This window comes from Shewanella sp. Isolate8, from assembly GCF_022398495.1.
Lineage (GTDB): Bacteria > Pseudomonadota > Gammaproteobacteria > Enterobacterales > Shewanellaceae > Shewanella > Shewanella aquimarina.
On sequence record NZ_JAKEVI010000005.1, the window covers coordinates 1 to 20,409 of the forward strand.

The following is a 20,409-nucleotide window of genomic DNA, read 5'->3' on the forward strand; positions in this document are numbered from 1 at the left end:
TCTGGGCCGTGTCTCAGTCCCAGTGTGGCTGATCATCCTCTCAGAACAGCTAGGGATCGTCGCCTAGGTGAGCCATTACCTCACCTACTAGCTAATCCCACCTAGGTACATCCAATCGCAGAAGGTCCGAAGATCCCCTCTTTTCCCCCGTAGGGCGTATGCGGTATTAGCAGTCGTTTCCAACTGTTATCCCCCTCGACTGGGCAGTTCCCTAGGCATTACTCACCCGTCCGCCGCTCGTCAGCAAAGAAAGCAAGCTTTCTTCCTGTTACCGCTCGACTTGCATGTGTTAGGCCTGCCGCCAGCGTTCAATCTGAGCCATGATCAAACTCTTCAATTAAAAGTTTTTTGACTCTCACTCAATAAAGAGTAAAGAATCGACTCAATGAATTCTGATTCATCACTTAGACTCGGAAGAATCTAAGGATGTTTGTACATATTGCTATGGACTCTCATCATTGCATTGAGATTTAAATCGTTTTCGATTAACTCAATACCTGTGAGTGTCCACACAGATTTCTTGTTTTATCTTGTTAAAGAGCATTGCATCCTTACTTTTGGATGCCGCCGTTAGCGCTGGGCCGTCGGCTTAGGGATGCGTATTCTACACTTCCCGATGTTGGCGTCAAGGGTTAATTTTAAGAAGTTTTTCAAGCGTCGATTCTTTAACCAGAAGGCGACATTTGAAAGCCTTAAACCACTTTCTGCCTGACTCAGCATAGTGCGTATAACCGCTTACTAACCAGAGTCTCTGACTAGGCTGAACCCCTCTATTTATCAGGCTTTCACCCGTTGAAGAAGTTGCTGCGCCGTGTCAGTGGATGCGCATTATAGGGAGACGATTCTTTTACGCAAGGGCTTTTTGAAAGAAAATGACACTTTGATGATCAAGCGGGCAATTATCAGGCATTACGTATAAAAAAGGGGCTAAAAAGCCCCTTTTAAGATGTTTCACCGTTAACTGCCAGCCTATTGGCTAAAGAACCGCGACTCCTGGGTCGCCTCTACGGTTTCACCATCTAATACAGTCGTCACCTTGAAATCGACCTTAGTCATGGCACGCGACAGCCCCACGGGATCGACGGCAACACTTACAGGCAACGTCAGCACCTCGCCTCCCTCAATGGTCACAGACTGTGGGCCGTACCACTCATAATCAGGCAGACCTTCGACACTGAGTTGATATTCATGTTTGGCTTCAGTCTTATTTAAGATCTTCAGGGTAAAGGTATTCTCGATCAGCCCCTGATTATTCTCCCTAAAGAGCTGGTTACGATCGCGAATAATATCGATACGCACAGGGGCAATAGTCACAGTCGCATATATAAAGACGAAGACCATAAATGCCAATACCGCACCATAACCTAATAACTTAGGTCGAAGTACCTTCTCTTTGACGCCTTCGAGTTTATTTTCTGTGGTATAGGCGATCAGGCCTCTTTCGTAACCCATGCGGTCCATGGTGGTATCACAGGCATCGATACAAGACCCACAGTTGATGCACTCATATTGCAGACCGTTACGAATGTCGATACCGGTTGGACATACCTGCACACAAAGATCACAGTCGATACAGTCGCCCAGACCAAGCGCCTTAGGATCGGCCTTGCGTGAGCGGGGGCCACGACTTTCACCGCGCTTGGTGTCATAACCCACGATAAAGGTATTCTTGTCGAACATGGCCGATTGGAAGCGAGCATATGGACACATATGAATACACATGATCTCGCGCATCCAGCCGGCATTACCATAGGTAGCTACGGTAAACAGGGCTACCCAGAAATAGATGGCCCCCGAGGCGCTGCCGGTAAAGACGTCGACGTAGACTTCGGTGGTCGGCACGAAATAGGAGACGAAGGTCATGGCCGTTAATAGCGACACCAATAACCAGGAGAGATGCTTGGCCGTCTTGCGCCAGACCTTATTAAAGCTCCAGGGCATCTGATCCAATTTCATTCGCTTATTACGCGCACCTTCAAATTTCTCTTCGAACCAGATGAAAATAAAGGTCCACACCGTCTGCGGGCAGGTATAACCACACCAGACACGGCCAAGATAGGTTGTCACAAAAAAGAGACCAAACGCGGCTATCATTAATAATGCAGCGAGTAGGGTCAGATCTTGAGGCCAAATGGTTAGGCCGAAGATATGAAACTTCTGCTCACCCAGGTTAAACCAGACGGCTTGTCTGTCTCCCCAGGGAATCCAGGGCAAGATAAGGAAGAAGAGCATAGCAACCCAGCCTAAGCGGCGACGTAGCTGAGTCCAAAATCCTTCTATTGCTCTAACATAAATACGATTGCGGGGATTAAAACGATCGGATTTATTCTCGTCGGGCTGATGAATTTTGATCCGTTCAGCCTTGGAATAATCCTTTTTATTTGATTCTGCGTTCATATTTAACAGCCTTACAGCTTTAATATTCCATGAAAACTGGCTTATTATACATTTCTAATACTGATTGTTCACCATGGTTGGATAAATAATGAGAGGCTGGATTATTTTAGGTGCAGGGATAGGATTACTCTATTATCTAGCAACCGAGACAGACAAACTCGATGAGCCCATCGCGCAAACGGATGCCCTGTTGAAGCGAATCGAACGTAAACTCGATTCGATGACGGGCACCCAGATCATCCGAGTAGACAAGAACATTGCGATGTTCAAGACACAAATTGCCGAGCGACTGACTCGACAGGAGTTGGCTGCGCTGGACGATATTCTCGAGTCCAGAGACACGGTAATCGAGTTTAAAGAGAAATACTGCGACAACAGCAGTAATCGCTTTGATAAATTGAGCAAAGATAACCAGCAATTTATCTGCGACAAGCTCAGATAATCCCTCAAAGGCGGCAGAAAGCTATGCCCAGTGCACGGTTTTCTGCAGCCTAATTGATCTCTACTCATAATGAGCCTAGCCTTGGCTCATCTTCTCGATGCGACACACATAGGGTTACGAACATGACAGACAAGGTTTCCGATATCTTTGATCCCTCCTTATGGGATCGAGTACCTGGATTTGATTTTGAAGATATTACCTACCACAGGGCCAAAGATCAGGGCACGGTACGTATCGCCATCAATCGCCCTGATTGCCTCAATTCATTTCGCCCTAAGACGGTCGATGAACTCTATATCGCCCTGGATCATGCCCGCCAATGGTCAGATGTAGGTTGTGTACTCCTGACGGGTAACGGTCCATCGGCCAAGGGACAATGGTCCTTCAGCGCAGGCGGCGACCAGCGCATCCGCGGTAAGGATGGCTACAAGTATGAGGGCCAAGAGACTGATAAACCCGACTTGGCCCGCATGGGGCGCCTGCACATCTTAGAGGTACAACGCCTGATCCGTTTCATGCCCAAGGTGGTGATTGCCGTCGTGCCTGGTTGGGCTGTCGGCGGTGGGCATAGCCTGCATGTCGTCTGCGATCTGACCCTAGCCTCTAAAGAGCATGCGATATTCAAACAAACCGACCCGGATGTGGGCAGTTTCGACTCAGGATATGGCAGCGCCTATCTGGCTAAGATGATAGGCCAGAAACGCGCCCGGGAAATTTTCTTCCTCGGCTTTAACTACAGCGCAGATGAGGCCTTCGATATGGGTATGGTCAATCGCGCCATTCCCCATGCCGAATTGGAAACCGAGGCCCTTAAGTGGGGTAAAGAGATCAACTCTAAGTCGCCAACCGCCATGCGCATGCTGAAATACGGTTTTAACCTGCCGGACGATGGTTTAGTGGGCCAGCAGCTGTTTGCCGGCGAGGCCACCCGTCTGGCCTATGGCACCGATGAGGCAGTTGAAGGCCGTGATGCCTTCCTGGAAAAGCGGGATCAGGATTTCTCTAAATTCCCTTGGCACTACTAAGCCGTTATTACGCGACAACCCAGAACAGGCCATCGCTTTGGCCTGTTCAACCGCTTGTATCACAGTAGCAAAGCTTGCAACACCACAATCAGCAGGAGCAATACGCTTAACCCCTTCCAAAACATAATCGGCTCACGTTCAATGAAGGGCTGTGACTGATATTTCTGCACCATCTGTTGATTAGGACTATTCAGGTCCAACAGCATCTCAGACATGGACTGATACCTTACGCGGGTATCTGGATGGCACGCCTTCTCGAGTGCCAGGTCGAGCCACAAGGGGACAGACTCGCGATACTGACGACAAGAGGTATAACACCAGTCCCTGTTCCTATGGTGATAAATGGATAGGGACCGACCTGTGTCATAGGGTAATTTCCCGCTCAACATCTCATAGACAATGACTCCAATCGAGAATATATCCGCCTGATGAGACGCCATCCCCGTTTGCAAATATTCGGGGGCGATATATCCCACGGCGCCAAGTGGCAGCGCCTCCTGAGTCACTGGAGTCAACTCTGCCAAGCCGTCTATCTGGGCGGCGCCATAATCGATCAACACCACTTTATCATCCGAGGTAAGCATCAGGTTTTCCGGTTTTATATCCCTATGTACCACTCCCATGCGTTGCAGGGCTCTAACCGCAATGACTATCCCCTCCAGTATGGATCTAACCTTACCTAAATCGGCAGCTGGATTGTCATACATCCACTGCCTCAGGCTTTGTCCCTGAATATATTCACAAAGGTGATACAAGAAAGGAGATTCACTAGGATAAACCTTCATCAGAGATGGGTGCTGGGTTCGCTGCCCCAGCCACTGTTCTCGCACGAAACTCGCCAGATAATCCCCATCCTCGCTGAAATTAAGTGAAGGAGCCTTGAGTACATATACGGCGTCAGTTCCCAACTGCTTCACAAGATAGATATGACTGCGTGTACCGCTGTAGAGGACTTTGAGCACCTCAAGGTTATCTATGGTATTGCCAACCGTCATCACAGGCGGGATCACTTTCTGCGATGACGACAAGGTTACCCCCTGAGCATCGGCATAAGGCAATGAGTCCACCTGCAACAATAGACAGCTGTTGTTATCCTGGCTCCCTTCGGCTAAAGCCATCGAGGTCAACTGCCTGGCCAACACCTCTAAATGCTCGTTGCGAGCGACCACATCTCTTAGCCGACTCAAGCTGAGGCTATCGTGGACGCCATCTGTGGTTAACAGATAGCGATCGCCCGGCTGCACCTCATGACTCTGGTAATCCACCTCTAAATGACTGTCCATCCCCAAGGCTCGAGTCAGAAAGCCTTTTTCACCAAATCCCTGATGACAATGATCCTTAGAAAGCTGAATTAACTCGCCCTCTCTCAGTCGATAGACCCGGCAGTCACCCACGTGAAAAAGGTGCAACCGGTTAGACTTAAATACCAAGGCGCTGAAGGTGGTCACGTAACCATTATGCCGCAGTGCCGTCTGCTGACTGTGATGGTTAAGCCATATGTTCAAGGCGTTAAGCACTTTAGTTGCCGCACGTTTGACTCCCCAACTGTCGGAAGCACTCAAATAGTCTTCGATAAACTGCGTCACGCAAAGCTGACTGGCCAACTGACCATTTTGACTACAGCTAACACCATCGGCAATGCAAGCGACCACCCCTTTATGCAGCAATTGATGGCTATCGACACTATGGTGTACGGCAAATGCATCCTGATTCTGCGGCCTAACGCCAGCGCATGAACTGCCACCGAAATTCAACGCTAATATCTTGGTCTGCCCAGGAGTCTGCGCTGAATTTACCGCTTCGATAAGCTTAGGATGAGCATTCATCAAGTTAGCCTCTCACTCAACGACCCGACACATCGATCAAGGTGACGCTACCATCTTGGTTCACTTCAGCCATTTGTCCCTTGGGCTCTTCCATCCATGTCAGTACAACAAAACCCAATACCGCCGTGGCCGCAATCACATAAAAGAAAGTGCTGTAATCCACAAAGGATAATACTGTCAGATAGCACACTGCACCCACGTTGCCATAGGCCCCGGTCATACCCGCAATTTGCCCTGTCATTCGACGCTTAATCAGTGGCACTGTGGCAAATACCGCCCCCTCTCCCGACTGCACAAAGAAAGAGCAAGCCATTGCCGCCGCCACAGCAATCCAAACCGGCCATTCACTGTTCACCTGTCCCATCAGGAAATAACCCGCCGCTAATCCTGCCGTTAATATCAACAGGGTTGGCTTGCGACCGAATTTATCAGAAATCCAACCACCACCTGGACGCGACATCAGATTCATAAAGGCATAAGCCGAGGCGACCATGCCGGCCATCACAGGAGTGAGCTCGAAGGTCTCGGCAAAAAACAGTGGCAACATAGACACCACGGCCAGTTCTGAGCCAAATGTCGCGAAATAGAGAATATTTAATACCGCAACCTGCTTAAACTTATATCTATGGATCTCAGGTACCGGCCCTTCAAAAACACTCTTGTTCACTTTCCATACTTGGGAGATTTCATAAAGGTAGAGCAGAAGCAAGCCAAGATAGATGCCATAAACACTCAGATCGCTCAACATAGCCACACCAGCCGGAGACAACTTCCAAGCCAATAGTGCCAGCGCGCCATACATAGGCAGCTTCATAATCAGAAGCAGTAAGAAATCACCTTTAGAGGTCACTTCCATGGCAGTGAGGCTCTTAGGCTTAAAATAAGTCGAGCCTTTAGGTGTATCGGCTACATTAAGGTAAAACACCCAGGAAAAAACCAGACTGATCACCCCGGTCAACCCCATGGCATAACGCCAACCATCTTCACCGCCAAAGAGCACGGCAAGAGTGGGCAAAGTAAATGCTGCAGCAGCGGAACCAAAATTACCCCAACCGCCGTAAATGCCTTCAGCAGTGCCTAGCTCATTATGGGGAAACCATTCTGACACCAGACGTATTCCCACCACAAAACCCGCGCCAATAAACCCTAACAGGAAACGCGCTATCGCGGCTTGTACAAAGCTGTCGGCTAAAGCAAAGGCAAAACAGGGCAGCGCACAAATTGCCAGCAACCCCGAATAGATGATGCGGGGCCCAAAGCGATCGGTAAGCATGCCTATGACCACCCGCGCCGGGATGGTAAAGGCGACATTAAGAATGAGCAGCGTCTTGATTTCGGCCGTGGTGAGCCCTAACGACGCCTTAACCGACTGCAACAGCGGCGCAAAGTTAAACCACACCACAAAGGTGATGAAAAACGCCATCCAGCTCAGGTGTAGCACCTTCATTTTTCCGGTAAAGCTCAGTAAATTAAAGCGATTATCTGTACTCATGGAACTCTCCTTAACCGGGGATTAGGGGCAATTTTTAGTTGCAAAGTCCCCTGCCACACTCATGTAGCATGCTTTAGCGTTAATAAAATTAATGGTTAGCTGTTAATACCTATTTGAACCTCAGTGCCACTGATGCGCACCGGGTAGGTGTTCAGTTGATGCTCTGGAGTCTGAATACAGCGACCGGTATTGAGATTGAAATAGTGCTTATACAGAGGAGAGGCCACTACAGGCTCACCTGCAATCGATCCCATGATCCCCCGAGATAACACACTGGCGCCGCCGATAGGATCGAAATTATCAATCGCATAAAAGGCCTGTGTCTGACGACAACAAAACAGCGCCACCTGCCGCCCTCCAACCAAGGCACACACCCCGGTACCGGGAGTAATATCTTGTGGCGAACACACAGATACCCAAAGATCTTGCACCTTATCGATTGCTAGGTTCATCACTTGTCTCCCTATTCAACGGTTAATACATCTATGATTTGACTGGACTTGGCCGGCATACGCTGTGAACGCTTTACCTCATAGGCCAAGTAGCTATCCTCTTGTTCGGCATTAACGAAATGCTTAAAACGTTTGAGCTTTTCCGGATTTTCCAGCGTGGTTTTCCATTCGCATTGATACTTAGCTATGTTGCCGGCCATCTCAGCTTCCAGCTCGTCAGCCAACCCCAGCTTGTCATGGATCACCACGGATTTAAGATACTCCAGGCCCCCTTCGAGGTTCTCAATCCACACAGAAGTGCGCTGTAGCCTTTCGGCGCTGCGAATGTAAAGCATCAGGAATCGGTCGATATAGCGGATCAAGGTCTGGTCATCAAGCCCTGTGGCAAACAGCTCGGCATGCCTTGGACGCATGCCGCCATTGCCGCCAACGTAGAGGTTCCAGCCATGTTCGGTGGCAATGATGCCGACATCTTTAGATTGGGCTTCGGCACACTCACGAGTACAGCCTGAGACGGCAAACTTTAACTTATGGGGAGAACGTAAGCCCTTGTATCGATTTTCGATATCGATAGCGAAGCCTAAACTGTCCTTAACCCCATATCGACACCAAGCATCACCCACACAGGACTTCACCGTGCGCACCGACTTGCCGTAGGCATGGCCTGTCTCAAACCCTGCATCCACCAGCTTGCGCCAGATCAGCGGCAGCTGATGCAGTTGCGCACCAAACAGGTCTATTCGCTGGCCACCGGTGATCTTGGTATAGAGATCAAACTCCTTAGCCACCTCGCCTAACACGATCAACTTATCGGGAGTCACCTCACCACCGGCGATGCGTGGCACCACAGAGTAGGTGCCATCTTTTTGCATATTTCCCAAATAGATATCATTGGTGTCTTGTAGTCCGATATGGGCATCGTCGAGGATATAATCGTTCCAGAAAGAAGCCAGAATCGATGCAACGGCAGGCTTACAGACATCACACCCCAACCCCTTGCCGTGACTGGCTAACAGCTCATCGAAACTACGGATCTGCTTAATCCGCACAATATCCACCAGCTCAGGACGGGTATAGGCAAAGTGTTCACACAAGCTGTTATCCACTTCATGGCCCAAAGCGGCGAGCTCACTGTCCATCACCTGCTTGACCAAGGCGCTGCAACCTCCGCAGCCGGTGGAGGCTTTAGTGCAACTCTTTATCATGGCCATATCGGTAGCCCCGTTAGCCACGGCAGCGGCCACATCCCCTTTGCTCACGTCATAGCAGGAGCAGATTTGGGCGCTGGCGGGTAAAGCTTCGACGCCCATGCCAGCAGCCCCCTCGCCCTCGACTTGAGGTAAGATAAGCGCCGAAGGATGATCCGGCAGTGGCATATCATTGAGCATCATCTGCAGCAGCTGGCCATAGGCGCTGACATCACCCACCAATACCGCTCCCAAGACTCGATCTCCCGCCTGATTGACCACCAGACGCTTATAAACCTGAGCTATCTCATCATGAAAAGTGTAAGACTGTGCCCCCTCAGTCTGCCCGTGGGCGTCACCGATACTGGCGACATCCAGACCAAGGAGTTTTAACTTGGTGCTCATATCGGCGCCCTTGAAGGCGAGTTCGCCGCCAGATAGATGCGCCGCGGCGACCGCCGCCATGGTATAGCCAGGCGCCACCAACCCAAAAATACGCCCCTGCCACAGGGCACACTCGCCCACCGCATAGATGTCTGGGTCACTGGTCTGGCAAAAGTCGTTTATCACGATACCGCCACGCTCACCGACCGCCAGCTGCGCCTGTCGAGCCAGCTCATCCTGTGGCCGGATCCCGGCAGAAAACACCACCATATCGGTTTCAAGATGTGTACCATCGGCAAAATTCAATCGGTAACGACTTTGCTCACCCGAGACAATCTCTGTCGTCGCCTTTTGGGTATGTACCTGCACACCTAGGGCTTCTATTTGATGGCGCAATAGATTCGCGCCGCCTTCATCGAGCTGAACCGCCATTAGTCTTGGAGCAAACTCCACCACATGGGTTTCCAGGCCGAGATTTTTCAGGGCATTCGCCGCCTCAAGCCCCAGCAGGCCACCGCCGATCACCACCCCGCACTGGCTATGACAACTCGACTCGGTGATCGCCTCAAGATCGGCAATGGTGCGGTAAACCAAACAGTGGGGTTGATCATTGCCGGGAATTGGTGGCACAAAGGGATAAGAGCCAGTCGCCAGCACCAGCTTGTCATAAGCCAGGGTATTTCCCTTATCGGTCAATACGGTATGCGCAGTGGGGTCGATACTTATCACCTTGGTATCTAGCAGAAAATCGACCTTGTGCTGACGATAGTAAGCCTCATCGGTTAACGCCAGATCTTGCTCTGTCTTACCACTGAAATAGGCACTCAGCTGTACCCTGTCGTACGCCAATCTGGGCTCTTCTGAGAAGGTGATTAGTTGCACATTATCCGCCGCTTCGCTGGCTAAGATATTGTCGATAAACTTGTGGCCAACCATGCCATTGCCCACCACGAGTACAGATATGTTATCCATCTTGCTCTCCTTATATCGCTAGGCACTCAAACGGGCCGATATATACTTGTCTTTAGCTTGCGCTTGCTGCTCGAACCAACTTAGCTGGGACGCAAGATCCACCACTTGCCCCACCACAATTAAAGTGGGCGATTGCAGCTGGTGATTAACCACCAGATTGGGCAGTTCTCTTAGTAAACCGCTGATAACTCTCTGCTCTTTAGAGCAACCACGCTCGATGAGCGCCACAGGGGTATGGCTGGCTAGCCCGGCTTGAATGAGTTCTTTGGCGATAAGTGATGCCTTACTTAGCCCCATGTAAAACACTAAGGTGTGCTGCAACATCGCCAGACTCTGCCAATTGAGCCGTAGCTCTGATTCAGCATGGGCGGTAACAAAGGTGGTGCCTTGGGAAACCCCTCTATGGGTTAAAGGAATACCGGCATAAGAGGTGCAGCCAGAGGCGGCGGTAATGCCAGGCACCACTTCAACAGAGATGTTTTGCGCTTTAAGAGAGAGGATCTCCTCTCCCCCGCGGCCAAAGATGAAACTGTCCCCGCCTTTTAAACGGCAGACATGTTTTCCCAGTAAGGCTTGCTCAACCAGGATTTCGTTGATGCGTTCTTGTTCGACACTGTGTTCATGCTTAGCCTTGCCTACATATAGGGCCGGCGTCTTTGCTGGGAATAAGGCACAGATCTCATCACTGACTAGGCGATCATAAATAATCAGATCTGCCTGCTGAATAATATGCATCGCCTTTAGGGTCAGCAGCTCTGCATCACCAGGCCCAGCGCCCACTAGACTGACACGCCCCTGGCATGCAGGCTTTCCAGTCTCGCCAAAGCCGATATTGATGACACTGTGGTGAGGGGTTTGCTCATGCTCGTTCATAATTAAGCCTCAATGTTATCGCCAACTGAACAAGTATTGAGCAAACTTGATGCCAACAACTTTAAAAAGGCACTGGTTAATGATTTAAGCAGTTAAAAATCAAATAGATAATTAAATACACGTAAAAATAAAAGGCAAAGATTGATGTTTTTAAGGACTTGAAAACAAATTAGATCGCACACTAATCGTGCAAACAATGATCATTATTGAACATTTATCCTAAGCCAATGAAAAATATAGCACCAACCACATACCTCTAAATGGGTATATTTATAAAAATTAAATTTCAAGATATTGTTTTATAACAACTTTAAAAACCAATGCCAGACATAAAACCATCATGGCCTACCACTTGCTTTCCAAAGAGTAAATTTAAAACCATTCCATCCGGCAGAGAGAGGTTTTCATGAGCCAAAATCCGATAACTCCTTGGATTAAAACAACCTGCGCTTATTGTGGTGTGGGTTGCGGTGTCGAAGCAAAACCGCAGCGTAACGGTGCACTACTCATTCGCGGTGATAAGAGCCATCCGGCCAACTTAGGTAAACTTTGCTCTAAAGGACAAGCATTAGGGGAAACGCTATCGGACACCCATCGACTTAAGTTTCCAATGATCGAAAACCAACGAGTGAGTTGGGATAAGGCAATATCGACCGTGGCTGAGCAATTTCAGCAAACCATAGCAAAACATGGCCCCGACTCGGTGGCTTTCTATTTATCAGGCCAGCTATTAACGGAAGACTATTATGTCGCCAATAAACTGATGAAAGGCTTTATTGGTAGCGCAAATGTCGATACCAATTCGAGACTGTGCATGTCCTCGAGCGTTGCGGGTCACAAACGCGCCTTTGGCAGTGATTCGATGCCCGGTTGTTATCAGGATATTGAGGCCGCCGATCTCATCATTCTTGTGGGCTCAAACCTAGCCTGGTGTCATCCCATCCTCTTTCAGCGCATAAAAGCGGCAAAGGCCCAAAACCCCGACTGCAAACTGGTGGTGATAGATCCCAGAAAAACCGCCTCATGCTATGATGCCGATCTGCATCTAGCCCTTGCTAACGGTAAAGATGTACTGTTATTTAATCGCCTATTGGCTTACCTCGCCGATAATCAATTGCTCGATCACGACTATATCGAGCAACACACTCAGGGTTTTGAAGCCACATTACAAAGTGCACAGCAAGATAAACTCACCCTGGAGCAGACCGCTAAACAGCTGCAGATAAGTCCTGTACAGCTAAAGCAGTTCTTTGAGCTATTTGGCCACAGCGATAAAGTATTAACCCTCTATTCTCAAGGCGTTAATCAATCCACTCAGGGTACAGATAAAGTCAATAGCATCATCAATTGTCATCTGGCCACGGGAAAAATAGGTCAACCCGGCAGCAGCCCCTTTTCTATTACCGGGCAACCCAATGCCATGGGCGGACGTGAAGTGGGCGGCTTGGCCAATATGCTTGCCTCACATTTGGACTTTAGCGACCGCAACTGTGAACTTGTGAGAGACTTCTGGCGCGCGCCTCAAATAGCAACCCGACCCGGCCTCAAAGCCATAGATATGTTCGACGCAATTGCAGAGGGAAAAATTAAAGCCATCTGGATCATGGCTACCAACCCTGCCGTCAGCCTGCCCGATAGCCATAAAATTAAAGCCGCCTTAGCCAAATGTCCTTTTGTGGTGGTATCAGATTGTGTGGCCGATACCGACACTCTGGCATTAGCCGATGTGAAGCTACCGGCTCAGGGCTGGTCAGAAAAGTCGGGAACAGTGACTAACTCTGAACGACGCATATCGCGCCAGCGCAGGGTAACGACCACACAGGGCGAGGCTAAACCCGACTGGTGGATCATCAGTGAAGTGGCCAAAAAGATGGGATTTATTCATGGGTTTAACTATCGCCATGAAGCACAGATATTCCGAGAATATGCCACCCTCACCAACAAAGCTCATGGGTTAAGCCAAAATGCGCTGGTTCTCGGCGACTTGGCCGATATTTCTGATAGCGATTATTATCGGTTAGCTCCCCAGCAGTGGCCTGTTAACCGATTGCAATCTCAAATGTTCCATCAACGCCTGTTTGCAGACGGCAGATTTAATACCGATAACCGCAGAGCCAGGCTGATCCCGGTGCGCTATATTGCTTCAGCACAAACGTGTGATCAGCAGTTTCCTCTGAAACTCAACAGTGGTCGCAGCCGGGATCAGTGGCACACCATGACACGCACCGCCTTGGCGGCTCGGCTATGTCAACATCAGCCAGAACCACAGCTGCAGATCCATCCCGAAGATGCCGCAGCTTATCGCCTCGATCAGCATGACATTGCAGAGATAACCAGTGTGACGGGCAAGGCGTTATTGAGGGTCAACGTCGGCAAAGAGGTTAAGCCCGGCGAGCCGTTCTCGACGATTCACTGGAGCAATAGCAACTCCAGTGCCGGCAAGATCAGTACCCTTGGCAAGGCATTTATCGACCCCATTTCAGGTCAACCTGAGATGAAAGCAACACCTGTAAGTATCCGCCGCTATAGCCCCCAGAGTCAGGCATTACTCGTGTGTCGCCAACCATTAGCGCGGCTCGAATCTCCCTACTGGGTAAAGCAGACAATCAAGGGAGGGTTTTGCTATTTCATTGCCAGTGAGCTGTCACCAGGGTTGCTTAATAAAAGCCTAAAAGCCCTGTCACCATATCAACAGATAACCCAAGTCATGGCCGAGTCGCCCCAACAACAGTGTTATCGATTAGCCCAGAGTAGCCAGCAGCAGGTGCAATTTGCCTACATAGTGAGTGAGCAACTTGATCCGAGCCACCATGCCTGGTTTGCAGCACTATTTAATGATCAGGATGAGCTTTCAACCCTATTAAGCAGCCTGCTGTCGACGGAGCCTAAGGGGACATTGGCTGAAGGCAGAATCATCTGCGCCTGCAAGCAGGTCGGCGAGAAAACACTCTCCTGCGCCATAAAGCAACAAGAGGTCAAAGATACCGCGACACTAACGACGCTGACTGAGGCGGGTAGTGGCTGCGGAAGCTGCATTGCGGAATTAGAGGAATTAATAAAAACGGTTTATGAGTAGAAATTGGAAAGGAGTAAACCAACGAAAGCTATCAAACATGCAAAATTAATCGTTTTTTAAGATTAAAGCCATCTGACCAATTTCATTTACACTACAAATGATAACGATTATCATTTAAGTTAATTAAAGAGGAGTTGCATCATGGCAAAGACAATCACTTTCGCAATATTACACTTCGGTGTCGCATTCGGTATCACCTACCTACTGACGGGTAGCATAGTGATTGGTGGAGCGGTGGCGCTTATTGAACCGGCAATCAACACTATCGTCTTCTACTTTCACGATAAGGTGTGGCAGCGTATCGAGAAGCGCTCCCGACCGCTACTTGCCTAACAGCCAACCAGGTAAATCATATAAGCGATAAATGCTTTATGATTGTTGTTTTTTAGTTTAATAACAGAGACAACTCAAGACAAATAGCGGATAACTTCAATTAATAGCGAGTTACCTATACCTTTTGCGGATGGTTTCTGCTATAAGTCAAGCTCGATATTTATGTTGTTATCATCTTTCAAAGGATTGTCATGAAAGCTATTCTTACCGCAGCCTGTCTGCTTATCACCCCTATCTCTTTCGCCTCAGATTACCATCACGCCCTGTCAATCGGGGCCGGTATAGGAGATACCAATGTCTCATCAGACAGAGCTATCGACGGTGATGATTTCCAGACCCATTATGATCTCGCCTATCGCTACCATTTCAGCCCAGAATGGGGAGTTGAAGTGGGTTACATGCGACAGGATGTATTTCTCACCAACCTCTTTAGCTTTGGCAATCAACTCGACGATGTCGACAGCTTCCGAGCAGCGGCCCTGTATACCCTTCCCCTGTCTCAGAGAAACCGCTTGATATTTAAACTCGGCGCTAACCAATATCGGCTGAAGTTTACCGATACCGACAACAACGACCGCAAGTTTACCGATGACGGTACCGGCCTGCTGGCTGGACTAGGCTGGCGCATGGAGTTCGCTTCGGGCATGGATCTCGGCCTCACCTATCACTATCAGGCGATGGACCTGCTCGATACCCATACCTTTACTTTCGCCCTGGGATATCGCTTCTAAATTACCCAGCAAAAAGTAGGCAAATCTGAAGATAAGGTTTGCCTACCATTTATACTCAATCCCTTTATTTGGCGCTTATGCGACTCTTTCATTCACCCTTCAGTCGCCCCATTCATTCGACGACTAGCACACCCTTATACATCTGCATCTGACAGTGAAATGCATATTCCCCCGGTGTCGTGGCCGGAATCTTGATTACCGTAGGCTTATCCAATGCCAGCTCCTCGCTGATCGATAACGCCGGCAGTTGCAGAGTCGCCGAACAGGCCGACTTGTCCTGCCTAAGGAAGGTAAGTGTCGTCGCCTTACCCGCTGCTATCTTGATACGCGAAGGCGTATAGACTCCGTCTTTAACCACTATCTCTATGCCCTCCTGACTCACGGCCGCCTCCGGCGAATAGAGCCAAAACCACCAGACGATAAAACCTATCAAGGCGAGACAAATCAGATTAATAAATAACATACCAGCCTCCTAATGCGCTTTGGCTTTAAACAGACGCAGACGATTGGCATTACTCACCACGGTCAACGATGAGAAGGCCATGGCCGCACCGGCGATCACTGGGCTAAGCAGCACGCCAAACATGGGGTAGAGAATGCCCGCAGCAATGGGAATACCTGCGGCGTTATAGATAAAGGCACCAAACAGGTTCTGCTTAATATTTCTCAGTGTCGCCTTACTCACGGCTATCGCGTCGGCCAAGCCGTGCAAGGAGCCTCGCATCAGGGTTATATCGGCACTCTCAATAGCCACATCCGTGCCCGTACCTATGGCGAAGCCCACGTTAGCCAACGCCAGCGCTGGGGCATCGTTGATGCCATCGCCCGTCATGCCCACTATCTCGCCCTCTTTTTGCAGTTCAGCCACCTTGCCGGCCTTATCCTGGGGCATCACCTCGGCAAAAAACGTCTCTATGCCGACCTTTGCGGCAACCGCGGCGGCCGTGGCCTGATTATCTCCGGTTAACATTACCACCTTGATGCCATTATCCTTGAGCCGGGCGATCGCCTCGGCCGAGTCAGGCTTGATAGGATCCGCCACGGCAATGATGGCCAGCAGTTTATTATCACGCGCGAGATACATAGGCGTCTTAGCCTCCGCCGCCAGCTGCTGCGCCTTGGCTTGATAAGCCTGAATATCCACCTCATAGTCCTGCATCAACGCCTGGTTACCAAACAGCAGCGACTGACCATTCAATTGAGCCTGTACGCCGCGACCCGAAATGGCAGTAAATGCCTCGACATCCTCAAGCTCAATTTCACGACGAGTCGCCGACTCGACGATAGCCTCGGCCAAAGGATGCTCAGAGTGACGCTCGATACCCGCCGCCAGGGCCAATACCCCTTGCTCATCAAGGGAAGAGGCCTGAGTAACGACTACGTCAGTGACCTGAGGCGAGCCCTGGGTAATAGTGCCCGTCTTGTCTAACACCATGACACTGATCTTAGAGGCGGTTTGCAGCGCCTCGCCGTTACGGATCAAAACCCCAGACTCAGCGGCCTTGCCCACTCCCACCATGACAGACATAGGCGTGGCCAGCCCAAGGGCACAGGGGCAGGCGATGATCAACACTGTCGTGGCCGAAACGATGGCAAACACCATGGAAGGTTCGGGGCCGAAGTTAAACCACACCATGGCGCTAACGATGGCGATGATCATGATAGCAGGTACGAAATAGCTGGCGATCACATCGGCAAGCCGACCGATAGGCGGCTTAGAATTCTGCGCCCGTTTCACCATGGCGATGATTCTTGCCAGCGCCGTGTCTTTACCCACATGGGTCGCGGTAAAGACGATGGCACCCGACTTGTTTAAGGTCCCTGTGACCACTTCGCTGTCGATATGCTTCTCTACCGGAATGGGCTCGCCGGTCAACATAGACTCATCGACGCTGGTACTGCCTTCGATGACCACGCCGTCGACGGGGATCTTCTCCCCGGGACGCACCCGTACCTTATCCCCCTGCAGCACCTGGGCGATATCGATATCCAGCTCCTTACCATCACGAATCACTCGCGCAGTCTTGGCCTGTAAGCCGATCAGGCGCTTAATTGCCTCTGAGGTCTTACCCCTGGCCTTGACTTCCAGCGCCAGCCCCAGGTTGATCAAACCTATGATCATCGCCGTGGCCTCAAAGTAGACATGGCGCGCCATCTCGGGCAGCAGGGTCGGAAAGGCGACCACCAGCATAGAGTAGAGCCAGGCGGTCCCCGTACCTAAGGCGATGAGTGTGTCCATGTTGGCATTGTGGTGCACAAAGGATTTCCACGCCCCCACATAGAAGTGCCTACCCGACAACACCATGATAGAGAGGGTCACCAGCCCCACCAGCCCCCAGGCCAGCTGCTCTGCGGTAGTAGACACTGTCATCTCACCGATAAACAGGCCGTAGATCATCAAGGGAATACCGACAGACAAGGCGATAAAGGTGTGGCGCAGTAGGCTGTGGTAATAGTCGAGATCCGCCTGCTCCTTCTCATCCATGGCATCAAAGCTTGCCTCAGCCTGCAGCTGGGTCGCGTTATAACCTGCCGCCTCGACGGCCGCAATCAGCTGCTGCGGTGTTGCCGAGCCCGAAACATCGACGACGCGCTCGGCAAAGTTCATCTCGGCCGAGTCGACACCAGGCACCGCCTTTAGTGCCTTCTCTATCTTACCGACGCAGCTGGCACAGCCGGCACCTATGATATTGAGTTGTACTCTGTTGGTGTCCATCTTCAATCCTCCAGGCTAGGCGTCATGCTTGATTCACGATTGGCTTCTGACTGACTACTTTCTGTATAAGTGCCTTCGATTAGATGGCAGATCATGTTGCCGGTGGGCGCCCTGTCTGGCTTGTGGGACCAATCCTCCACAGCATTCGACAGCTTGCGTCTCAGCTTCACCATCTCTTCAAACTGCTTCTCTGTCTCCTCGAGCTTCTGCTGGATCATCTTACGCACCAGAGAGCAGGCGCTCTCGCCCTGATCCGTGCGCGAGAAGATCACCTTGATCTCATCGACGCTAAACCCCAGGTTTCTGGCGCTTAAGATAAACTGCATACGCGACTGATCCTTGTCGCTATAGTCCTTGTAGCCGTTGACCGAAGACTTAGCCGGGCTCAACAGGCCGATGCGGGTATAGAAGCGCACGGTATCACCCGTGATATTGAGATTTTTTGCTAGTTGATTGACGCGCATAACCACTCCAACAAGACACTTTTTTAAGCTCATGCTCTGACTATAAACCTATGTGTTAGACACAGGTCAAGGGAGTGATAGATAAAAAATTGAAACAATATTGAGCAGTAGCAAGGCACAAAAAAAGCAGCCCATGGACGGGCTGCTTTTTCTAAGGGGTATTTAACTAAGAGCGTAAGTTACTCTACCGTCACCGACTTAGCCAGGTTACGCGGCTGATCCACGTCGGTGCCCTTAATTAAGGCGACATGGTAAGACAGTAGCTGCAGCGGTATGGTGTAGATGAGCGGCGCCATGTAGTCGTCACAGTGTGGCACAGGGATCACCTTCATGGTGTCATCCGACTCAAACTCGGCGTCCTTGTCGGCAAACACATACATGAGGCCACCACGGGCACGCACCTCTTCGACGTTCGACTTGAGCTTCTCCAGCAGTTCGTTGTTTGGCGCCACGACGATCACAGGCATGTCGGCATCGATCAACGCCAGCGGGCCATGCTTAAGCTCACCAGAGGCATAGGCCTCGGCGTGGATGTAGGAGATCTCCTTAAGCTTGAGCGCACCTTCCATCGCGATAGGATATTGATCGCCACGGCCCAGGAACAGAGCGTGATGCTTGTCGGCAAAGTCTTCGGCCAACTCGGCGATGGCATCGTCCAAGCCCAGCGCCTGTTCCACTTTGGCCGGCATAGACTGCAGGCTCTGGGTGATCTCGGCGAGCATCTCGGGCGACATGCCGTTGTGACGACCGATGGCTGCAGTCAGCATCAAAAGACCGGCCAGCTGTACTGTAAAGGCCTTGGTTGAGGCCACGCCAATCTCGGCGCCAGCCTTCATCATATAGGCCATATCCGACTCGCGAACCAGAGAAGAACCCGGAGCGTTACAGATGGTCAGGGTCGCCTTATAGCCCATCTCTTTGGCTAGACGCAGCGCCGCCAGGGTGTCGGCAGTTTCGCCCGATTGCGAAATAGTCACCAACAGGCTGTTGGGGAACAGGTGCGACTTACGGTAACGGAACTCTGAGGCGATCTCGACGTTACAGGAAACCCCAGCCCAATCCTCGAGCCAGTAACGTGCCGCCATGCCCGCGTGGTAGCTGGTACCACAGGCGATGATCTGCACGTGTTTGATATCTTTTAGGAACTCGGCTGCGTTTTCACCGAAGGCAGAATCCAGCACATGGCCACCGGCGATGCGTCCCTCAAGGGTATGAGCGATAGCGCGAGGCTGCTCATAGATCTCTTTAAGCATATAGTGACGGTATTCGCCCTTGTCGCCGGCATCATGGGTCACTTCAGACTCTTTCACTTCACGCTCGACCGCGTTGCCATCGACATCGAAGATGCTCACTGTGCGACGAGTCACCTCGGCCACGTCTCCCTCTTCGAGGAAGGCGAACGAGCGCGTCACTGGTAGCAGTGCCAGCTGATCCGAGGCGACGAAGTTTTCACCCAAGCCAAAACCAATTACCAGTGGGCTGCCTGAGCGCGCGACTATCATGCGCTCGCTGTCACGACGGTCTATCACCACAGTGCCGTAGGCACCTTCGAGTTGTTTAACCGTTGCCTGTACCGCACCGAGCAAGGTGTCATGAGACTTAAGTTCATGGTGTACCAGGTGGCAGATCACTTCGGTATCAGTGTCTGAGTTAAAGGTATAGCCCAGGCCCTTTAGCATGTCGCGCAGCTTATTGTGGTTTTCGATGATGCCGTTATGCACCACGGCAATGTCGCCACTCGACTGGTGAGGGTGAGCGTTACGCTCGCTAGGTTCGCCATGGGTCGCCCAGCGAGTATGGGCGATACCCGTACCGCCGACGAGCGGTGCCTGTTCCAGGGCGCTAGACAGCTCCTGCACCTTACCCACACGGCGCGTGCTTGCCAGTTCATTGTTATGGATCACCGCCACACCGGCAGAGTCATAACCACGATATTCGAGGCGGCGTAGCCCCTCGAGTAGAATTTCCGCAACATCCCTTTGCGCCACTGCGCCAACGATTCCGCACATAGTTTTTTCCTACTTACTCACTAATATGAA

At 50.8% G+C, this 20,409-nt stretch carries 15 protein-coding genes and 1 rRNA gene; 5 read left to right on the plus strand and 11 right to left on the minus strand.

The window, feature by feature from the left end; genetic code table 11:
* Nucleotides 1-340: ribosomal RNA gene (locus L1D43_RS17820) — 16S ribosomal RNA — on the minus strand; the annotation flags it as partial.
* 629 nt (nt 341-969) lie between these two features.
* A complete protein-coding gene (ccoG, locus tag L1D43_RS17825; RefSeq protein ID WP_239853792.1) occupies nt 970-2,397 on the minus strand; it encodes a cytochrome c oxidase accessory protein CcoG in 1,428 nt (475 codons plus the stop codon).
* Nucleotides 2,398-2,485: 88 nt separating this feature from the next.
* Here ccoG and L1D43_RS17830 point away from each other — a divergent pair, with 88 nt between their 5' ends.
* On the plus strand, nt 2,486-2,839 hold the full coding sequence (locus L1D43_RS17830) for a hypothetical protein (RefSeq protein ID WP_041509580.1): 354 nt from the start codon (nt 2,486-2,488) through the stop codon (nt 2,837-2,839).
* Between the two features lie 122 nt (nt 2,840-2,961).
* Nucleotides 2,962-3,864: a 1,4-dihydroxy-2-naphthoyl-CoA synthase gene (locus L1D43_RS17835; protein ID WP_239853794.1), complete on the plus strand. Its 903-nt coding sequence runs from the start codon at nt 2,962-2,964 to the stop codon at nt 3,862-3,864.
* Between the two features lie 59 nt (nt 3,865-3,923).
* Here the strand turns inward: L1D43_RS17835 and L1D43_RS17840 are convergent, their stop codons facing one another.
* From L1D43_RS17840 to cobA, 5 genes are all read right to left on the minus strand, one after another.
* Entirely contained in the window at nt 3,924-5,690 is a 1,767-nt protein-coding gene (locus tag L1D43_RS17840; RefSeq protein ID WP_239853795.1) for a bifunctional protein-serine/threonine kinase/phosphatase, read from the minus strand.
* Between the two features lie 16 nt (nt 5,691-5,706).
* On the minus strand, nt 5,707-7,182 hold the full coding sequence (locus L1D43_RS17845; RefSeq protein WP_239853797.1) for a NarK family nitrate/nitrite MFS transporter: 1,476 nt from the start codon (nt 7,180-7,182) through the stop codon (nt 5,707-5,709).
* Nucleotides 7,183-7,277: 95 nt separating this feature from the next.
* Nucleotides 7,278-7,634, minus strand: coding sequence for a nitrite reductase small subunit NirD (gene nirD / locus L1D43_RS17850; RefSeq protein ID WP_239853799.1), 357 nt, complete (start codon nt 7,632-7,634; stop codon nt 7,278-7,280).
* An 11-nt stretch (nt 7,635-7,645) separates the two neighbouring features.
* Nucleotides 7,646-10,177: a nitrite reductase large subunit NirB gene (nirB, locus tag L1D43_RS17855; RefSeq protein WP_239853801.1), complete on the minus strand. Its 2,532-nt coding sequence runs from the start codon at nt 10,175-10,177 to the stop codon at nt 7,646-7,648.
* An 18-nt stretch (nt 10,178-10,195) separates the two neighbouring features.
* Nucleotides 10,196-11,050 carry a uroporphyrinogen-III C-methyltransferase gene (cobA, locus tag L1D43_RS17860; protein ID WP_239853803.1) on the minus strand — a complete coding sequence of 285 codons (855 nt, stop codon included), beginning with the start codon at nt 11,048-11,050 and terminating at the stop codon, nt 10,196-10,198.
* A gap of 406 nt (nt 11,051-11,456) precedes the next feature.
* On the opposite strand from cobA, the gene L1D43_RS17865 reads away from it, so the two are divergent.
* The 3 genes from L1D43_RS17865 (at nt 11,457) to L1D43_RS17875 (ending at nt 15,190) form a co-directional block, all read left to right on the plus strand.
* On the plus strand, nt 11,457-14,126 hold the full coding sequence (locus L1D43_RS17865) for a nitrate reductase (RefSeq protein ID WP_160795499.1): 2,670 nt from the start codon (nt 11,457-11,459) through the stop codon (nt 14,124-14,126).
* A gap of 141 nt (nt 14,127-14,267) precedes the next feature.
* Nucleotides 14,268-14,459 carry a DUF2061 domain-containing protein gene (locus L1D43_RS17870; protein ID WP_239853805.1) on the plus strand — a complete coding sequence of 64 codons (192 nt, stop codon included), beginning with the start codon at nt 14,268-14,270 and terminating at the stop codon, nt 14,457-14,459.
* A 191-nt stretch (nt 14,460-14,650) separates the two neighbouring features.
* Nucleotides 14,651-15,190, plus strand: coding sequence for a porin family protein (locus tag L1D43_RS17875; RefSeq protein WP_239853807.1), 540 nt, complete (start codon nt 14,651-14,653; stop codon nt 15,188-15,190).
* A gap of 112 nt (nt 15,191-15,302) precedes the next feature.
* Here L1D43_RS17875 and L1D43_RS17880 read toward each other — a convergent pair whose 3' ends face one another.
* The 4 genes from L1D43_RS17880 to glmS all read right to left on the minus strand — a co-directional run bounded on the left by L1D43_RS17880 (nt 15,303) and on the right by glmS (nt 20,379).
* Nucleotides 15,303-15,653: a cupredoxin domain-containing protein gene (locus L1D43_RS17880; RefSeq protein ID WP_239853808.1), complete on the minus strand. Its 351-nt coding sequence runs from the start codon at nt 15,651-15,653 to the stop codon at nt 15,303-15,305.
* 9 nt (nt 15,654-15,662) lie between these two features.
* Nucleotides 15,663-17,906, minus strand: a complete 2,244-nt coding sequence (locus L1D43_RS17885; protein WP_239853809.1) for a heavy metal translocating P-type ATPase — start codon at nt 17,904-17,906, stop codon at nt 15,663-15,665.
* Between the two features lie 2 nt (nt 17,907-17,908).
* Nucleotides 17,909-18,370 (minus strand): MerR family DNA-binding protein, encoded by a 462-nt coding sequence (locus tag L1D43_RS17890; RefSeq protein WP_239853810.1) that lies wholly within the window; start codon nt 18,368-18,370, stop codon nt 17,909-17,911.
* Nucleotides 18,371-18,549: 179 nt separating this feature from the next.
* Nucleotides 18,550-20,379, minus strand: a complete 1,830-nt coding sequence (gene glmS, locus L1D43_RS17895; protein ID WP_239853811.1) for a glutamine--fructose-6-phosphate transaminase (isomerizing) — start codon at nt 20,377-20,379, stop codon at nt 18,550-18,552.
* Nucleotides 20,380-20,409: the final 30 nt, after the last annotated feature.

What these genes read in the sequence shown, in the direction of transcription:
- L1D43_RS17865 (WP_160795499.1), top strand. Translation starts at nt 11,457, where the DNA reads ATGAGCCAAAATCCGATAACTCCTTGGATTAAAACAACCTGCGCTTAT.
- L1D43_RS17885 (WP_239853809.1), bottom strand. Translation starts at nt 17,906, where the DNA reads ATGGACACCAACAGAGTACAACTCAATATCATAGGTGCCGGCTGTGCC.
- L1D43_RS17840 (WP_239853795.1), bottom strand. Translation starts at nt 5,690, where the DNA reads ATGAATGCTCATCCTAAGCTTATCGAAGCGGTAAATTCAGCGCAGACT.
- L1D43_RS17830 (WP_041509580.1), top strand. Translation starts at nt 2,486, where the DNA reads ATGAGAGGCTGGATTATTTTAGGTGCAGGGATAGGATTACTCTATTAT.
- L1D43_RS17845 (WP_239853797.1), bottom strand. Translation starts at nt 7,182, where the DNA reads ATGAGTACAGATAATCGCTTTAATTTACTGAGCTTTACCGGAAAAATG.
- ccoG (WP_239853792.1), bottom strand. Translation starts at nt 2,397, where the DNA reads ATGAACGCAGAATCAAATAAAAAGGATTATTCCAAGGCTGAACGGATC.
- cobA (WP_239853803.1), bottom strand. Translation starts at nt 11,050, where the DNA reads ATGAACGAGCATGAGCAAACCCCTCACCACAGTGTCATCAATATCGGC.
- glmS (WP_239853811.1), bottom strand. Translation starts at nt 20,379, where the DNA reads ATGTGCGGAATCGTTGGCGCAGTGGCGCAAAGGGATGTTGCGGAAATT.
- L1D43_RS17835 (WP_239853794.1), top strand. Translation starts at nt 2,962, where the DNA reads ATGACAGACAAGGTTTCCGATATCTTTGATCCCTCCTTATGGGATCGA.
- L1D43_RS17875 (WP_239853807.1), top strand. Translation starts at nt 14,651, where the DNA reads ATGAAAGCTATTCTTACCGCAGCCTGTCTGCTTATCACCCCTATCTCT.
- L1D43_RS17870 (WP_239853805.1), top strand. Translation starts at nt 14,268, where the DNA reads ATGGCAAAGACAATCACTTTCGCAATATTACACTTCGGTGTCGCATTC.
- L1D43_RS17880 (WP_239853808.1), bottom strand. Translation starts at nt 15,653, where the DNA reads ATGTTATTTATTAATCTGATTTGTCTCGCCTTGATAGGTTTTATCGTC.
- L1D43_RS17890 (WP_239853810.1), bottom strand. Translation starts at nt 18,370, where the DNA reads ATGCGCGTCAATCAACTAGCAAAAAATCTCAATATCACGGGTGATACC.
- nirB (WP_239853801.1), bottom strand. Translation starts at nt 10,177, where the DNA reads ATGGATAACATATCTGTACTCGTGGTGGGCAATGGCATGGTTGGCCAC.
- nirD (WP_239853799.1), bottom strand. Translation starts at nt 7,634, where the DNA reads ATGAACCTAGCAATCGATAAGGTGCAAGATCTTTGGGTATCTGTGTGT.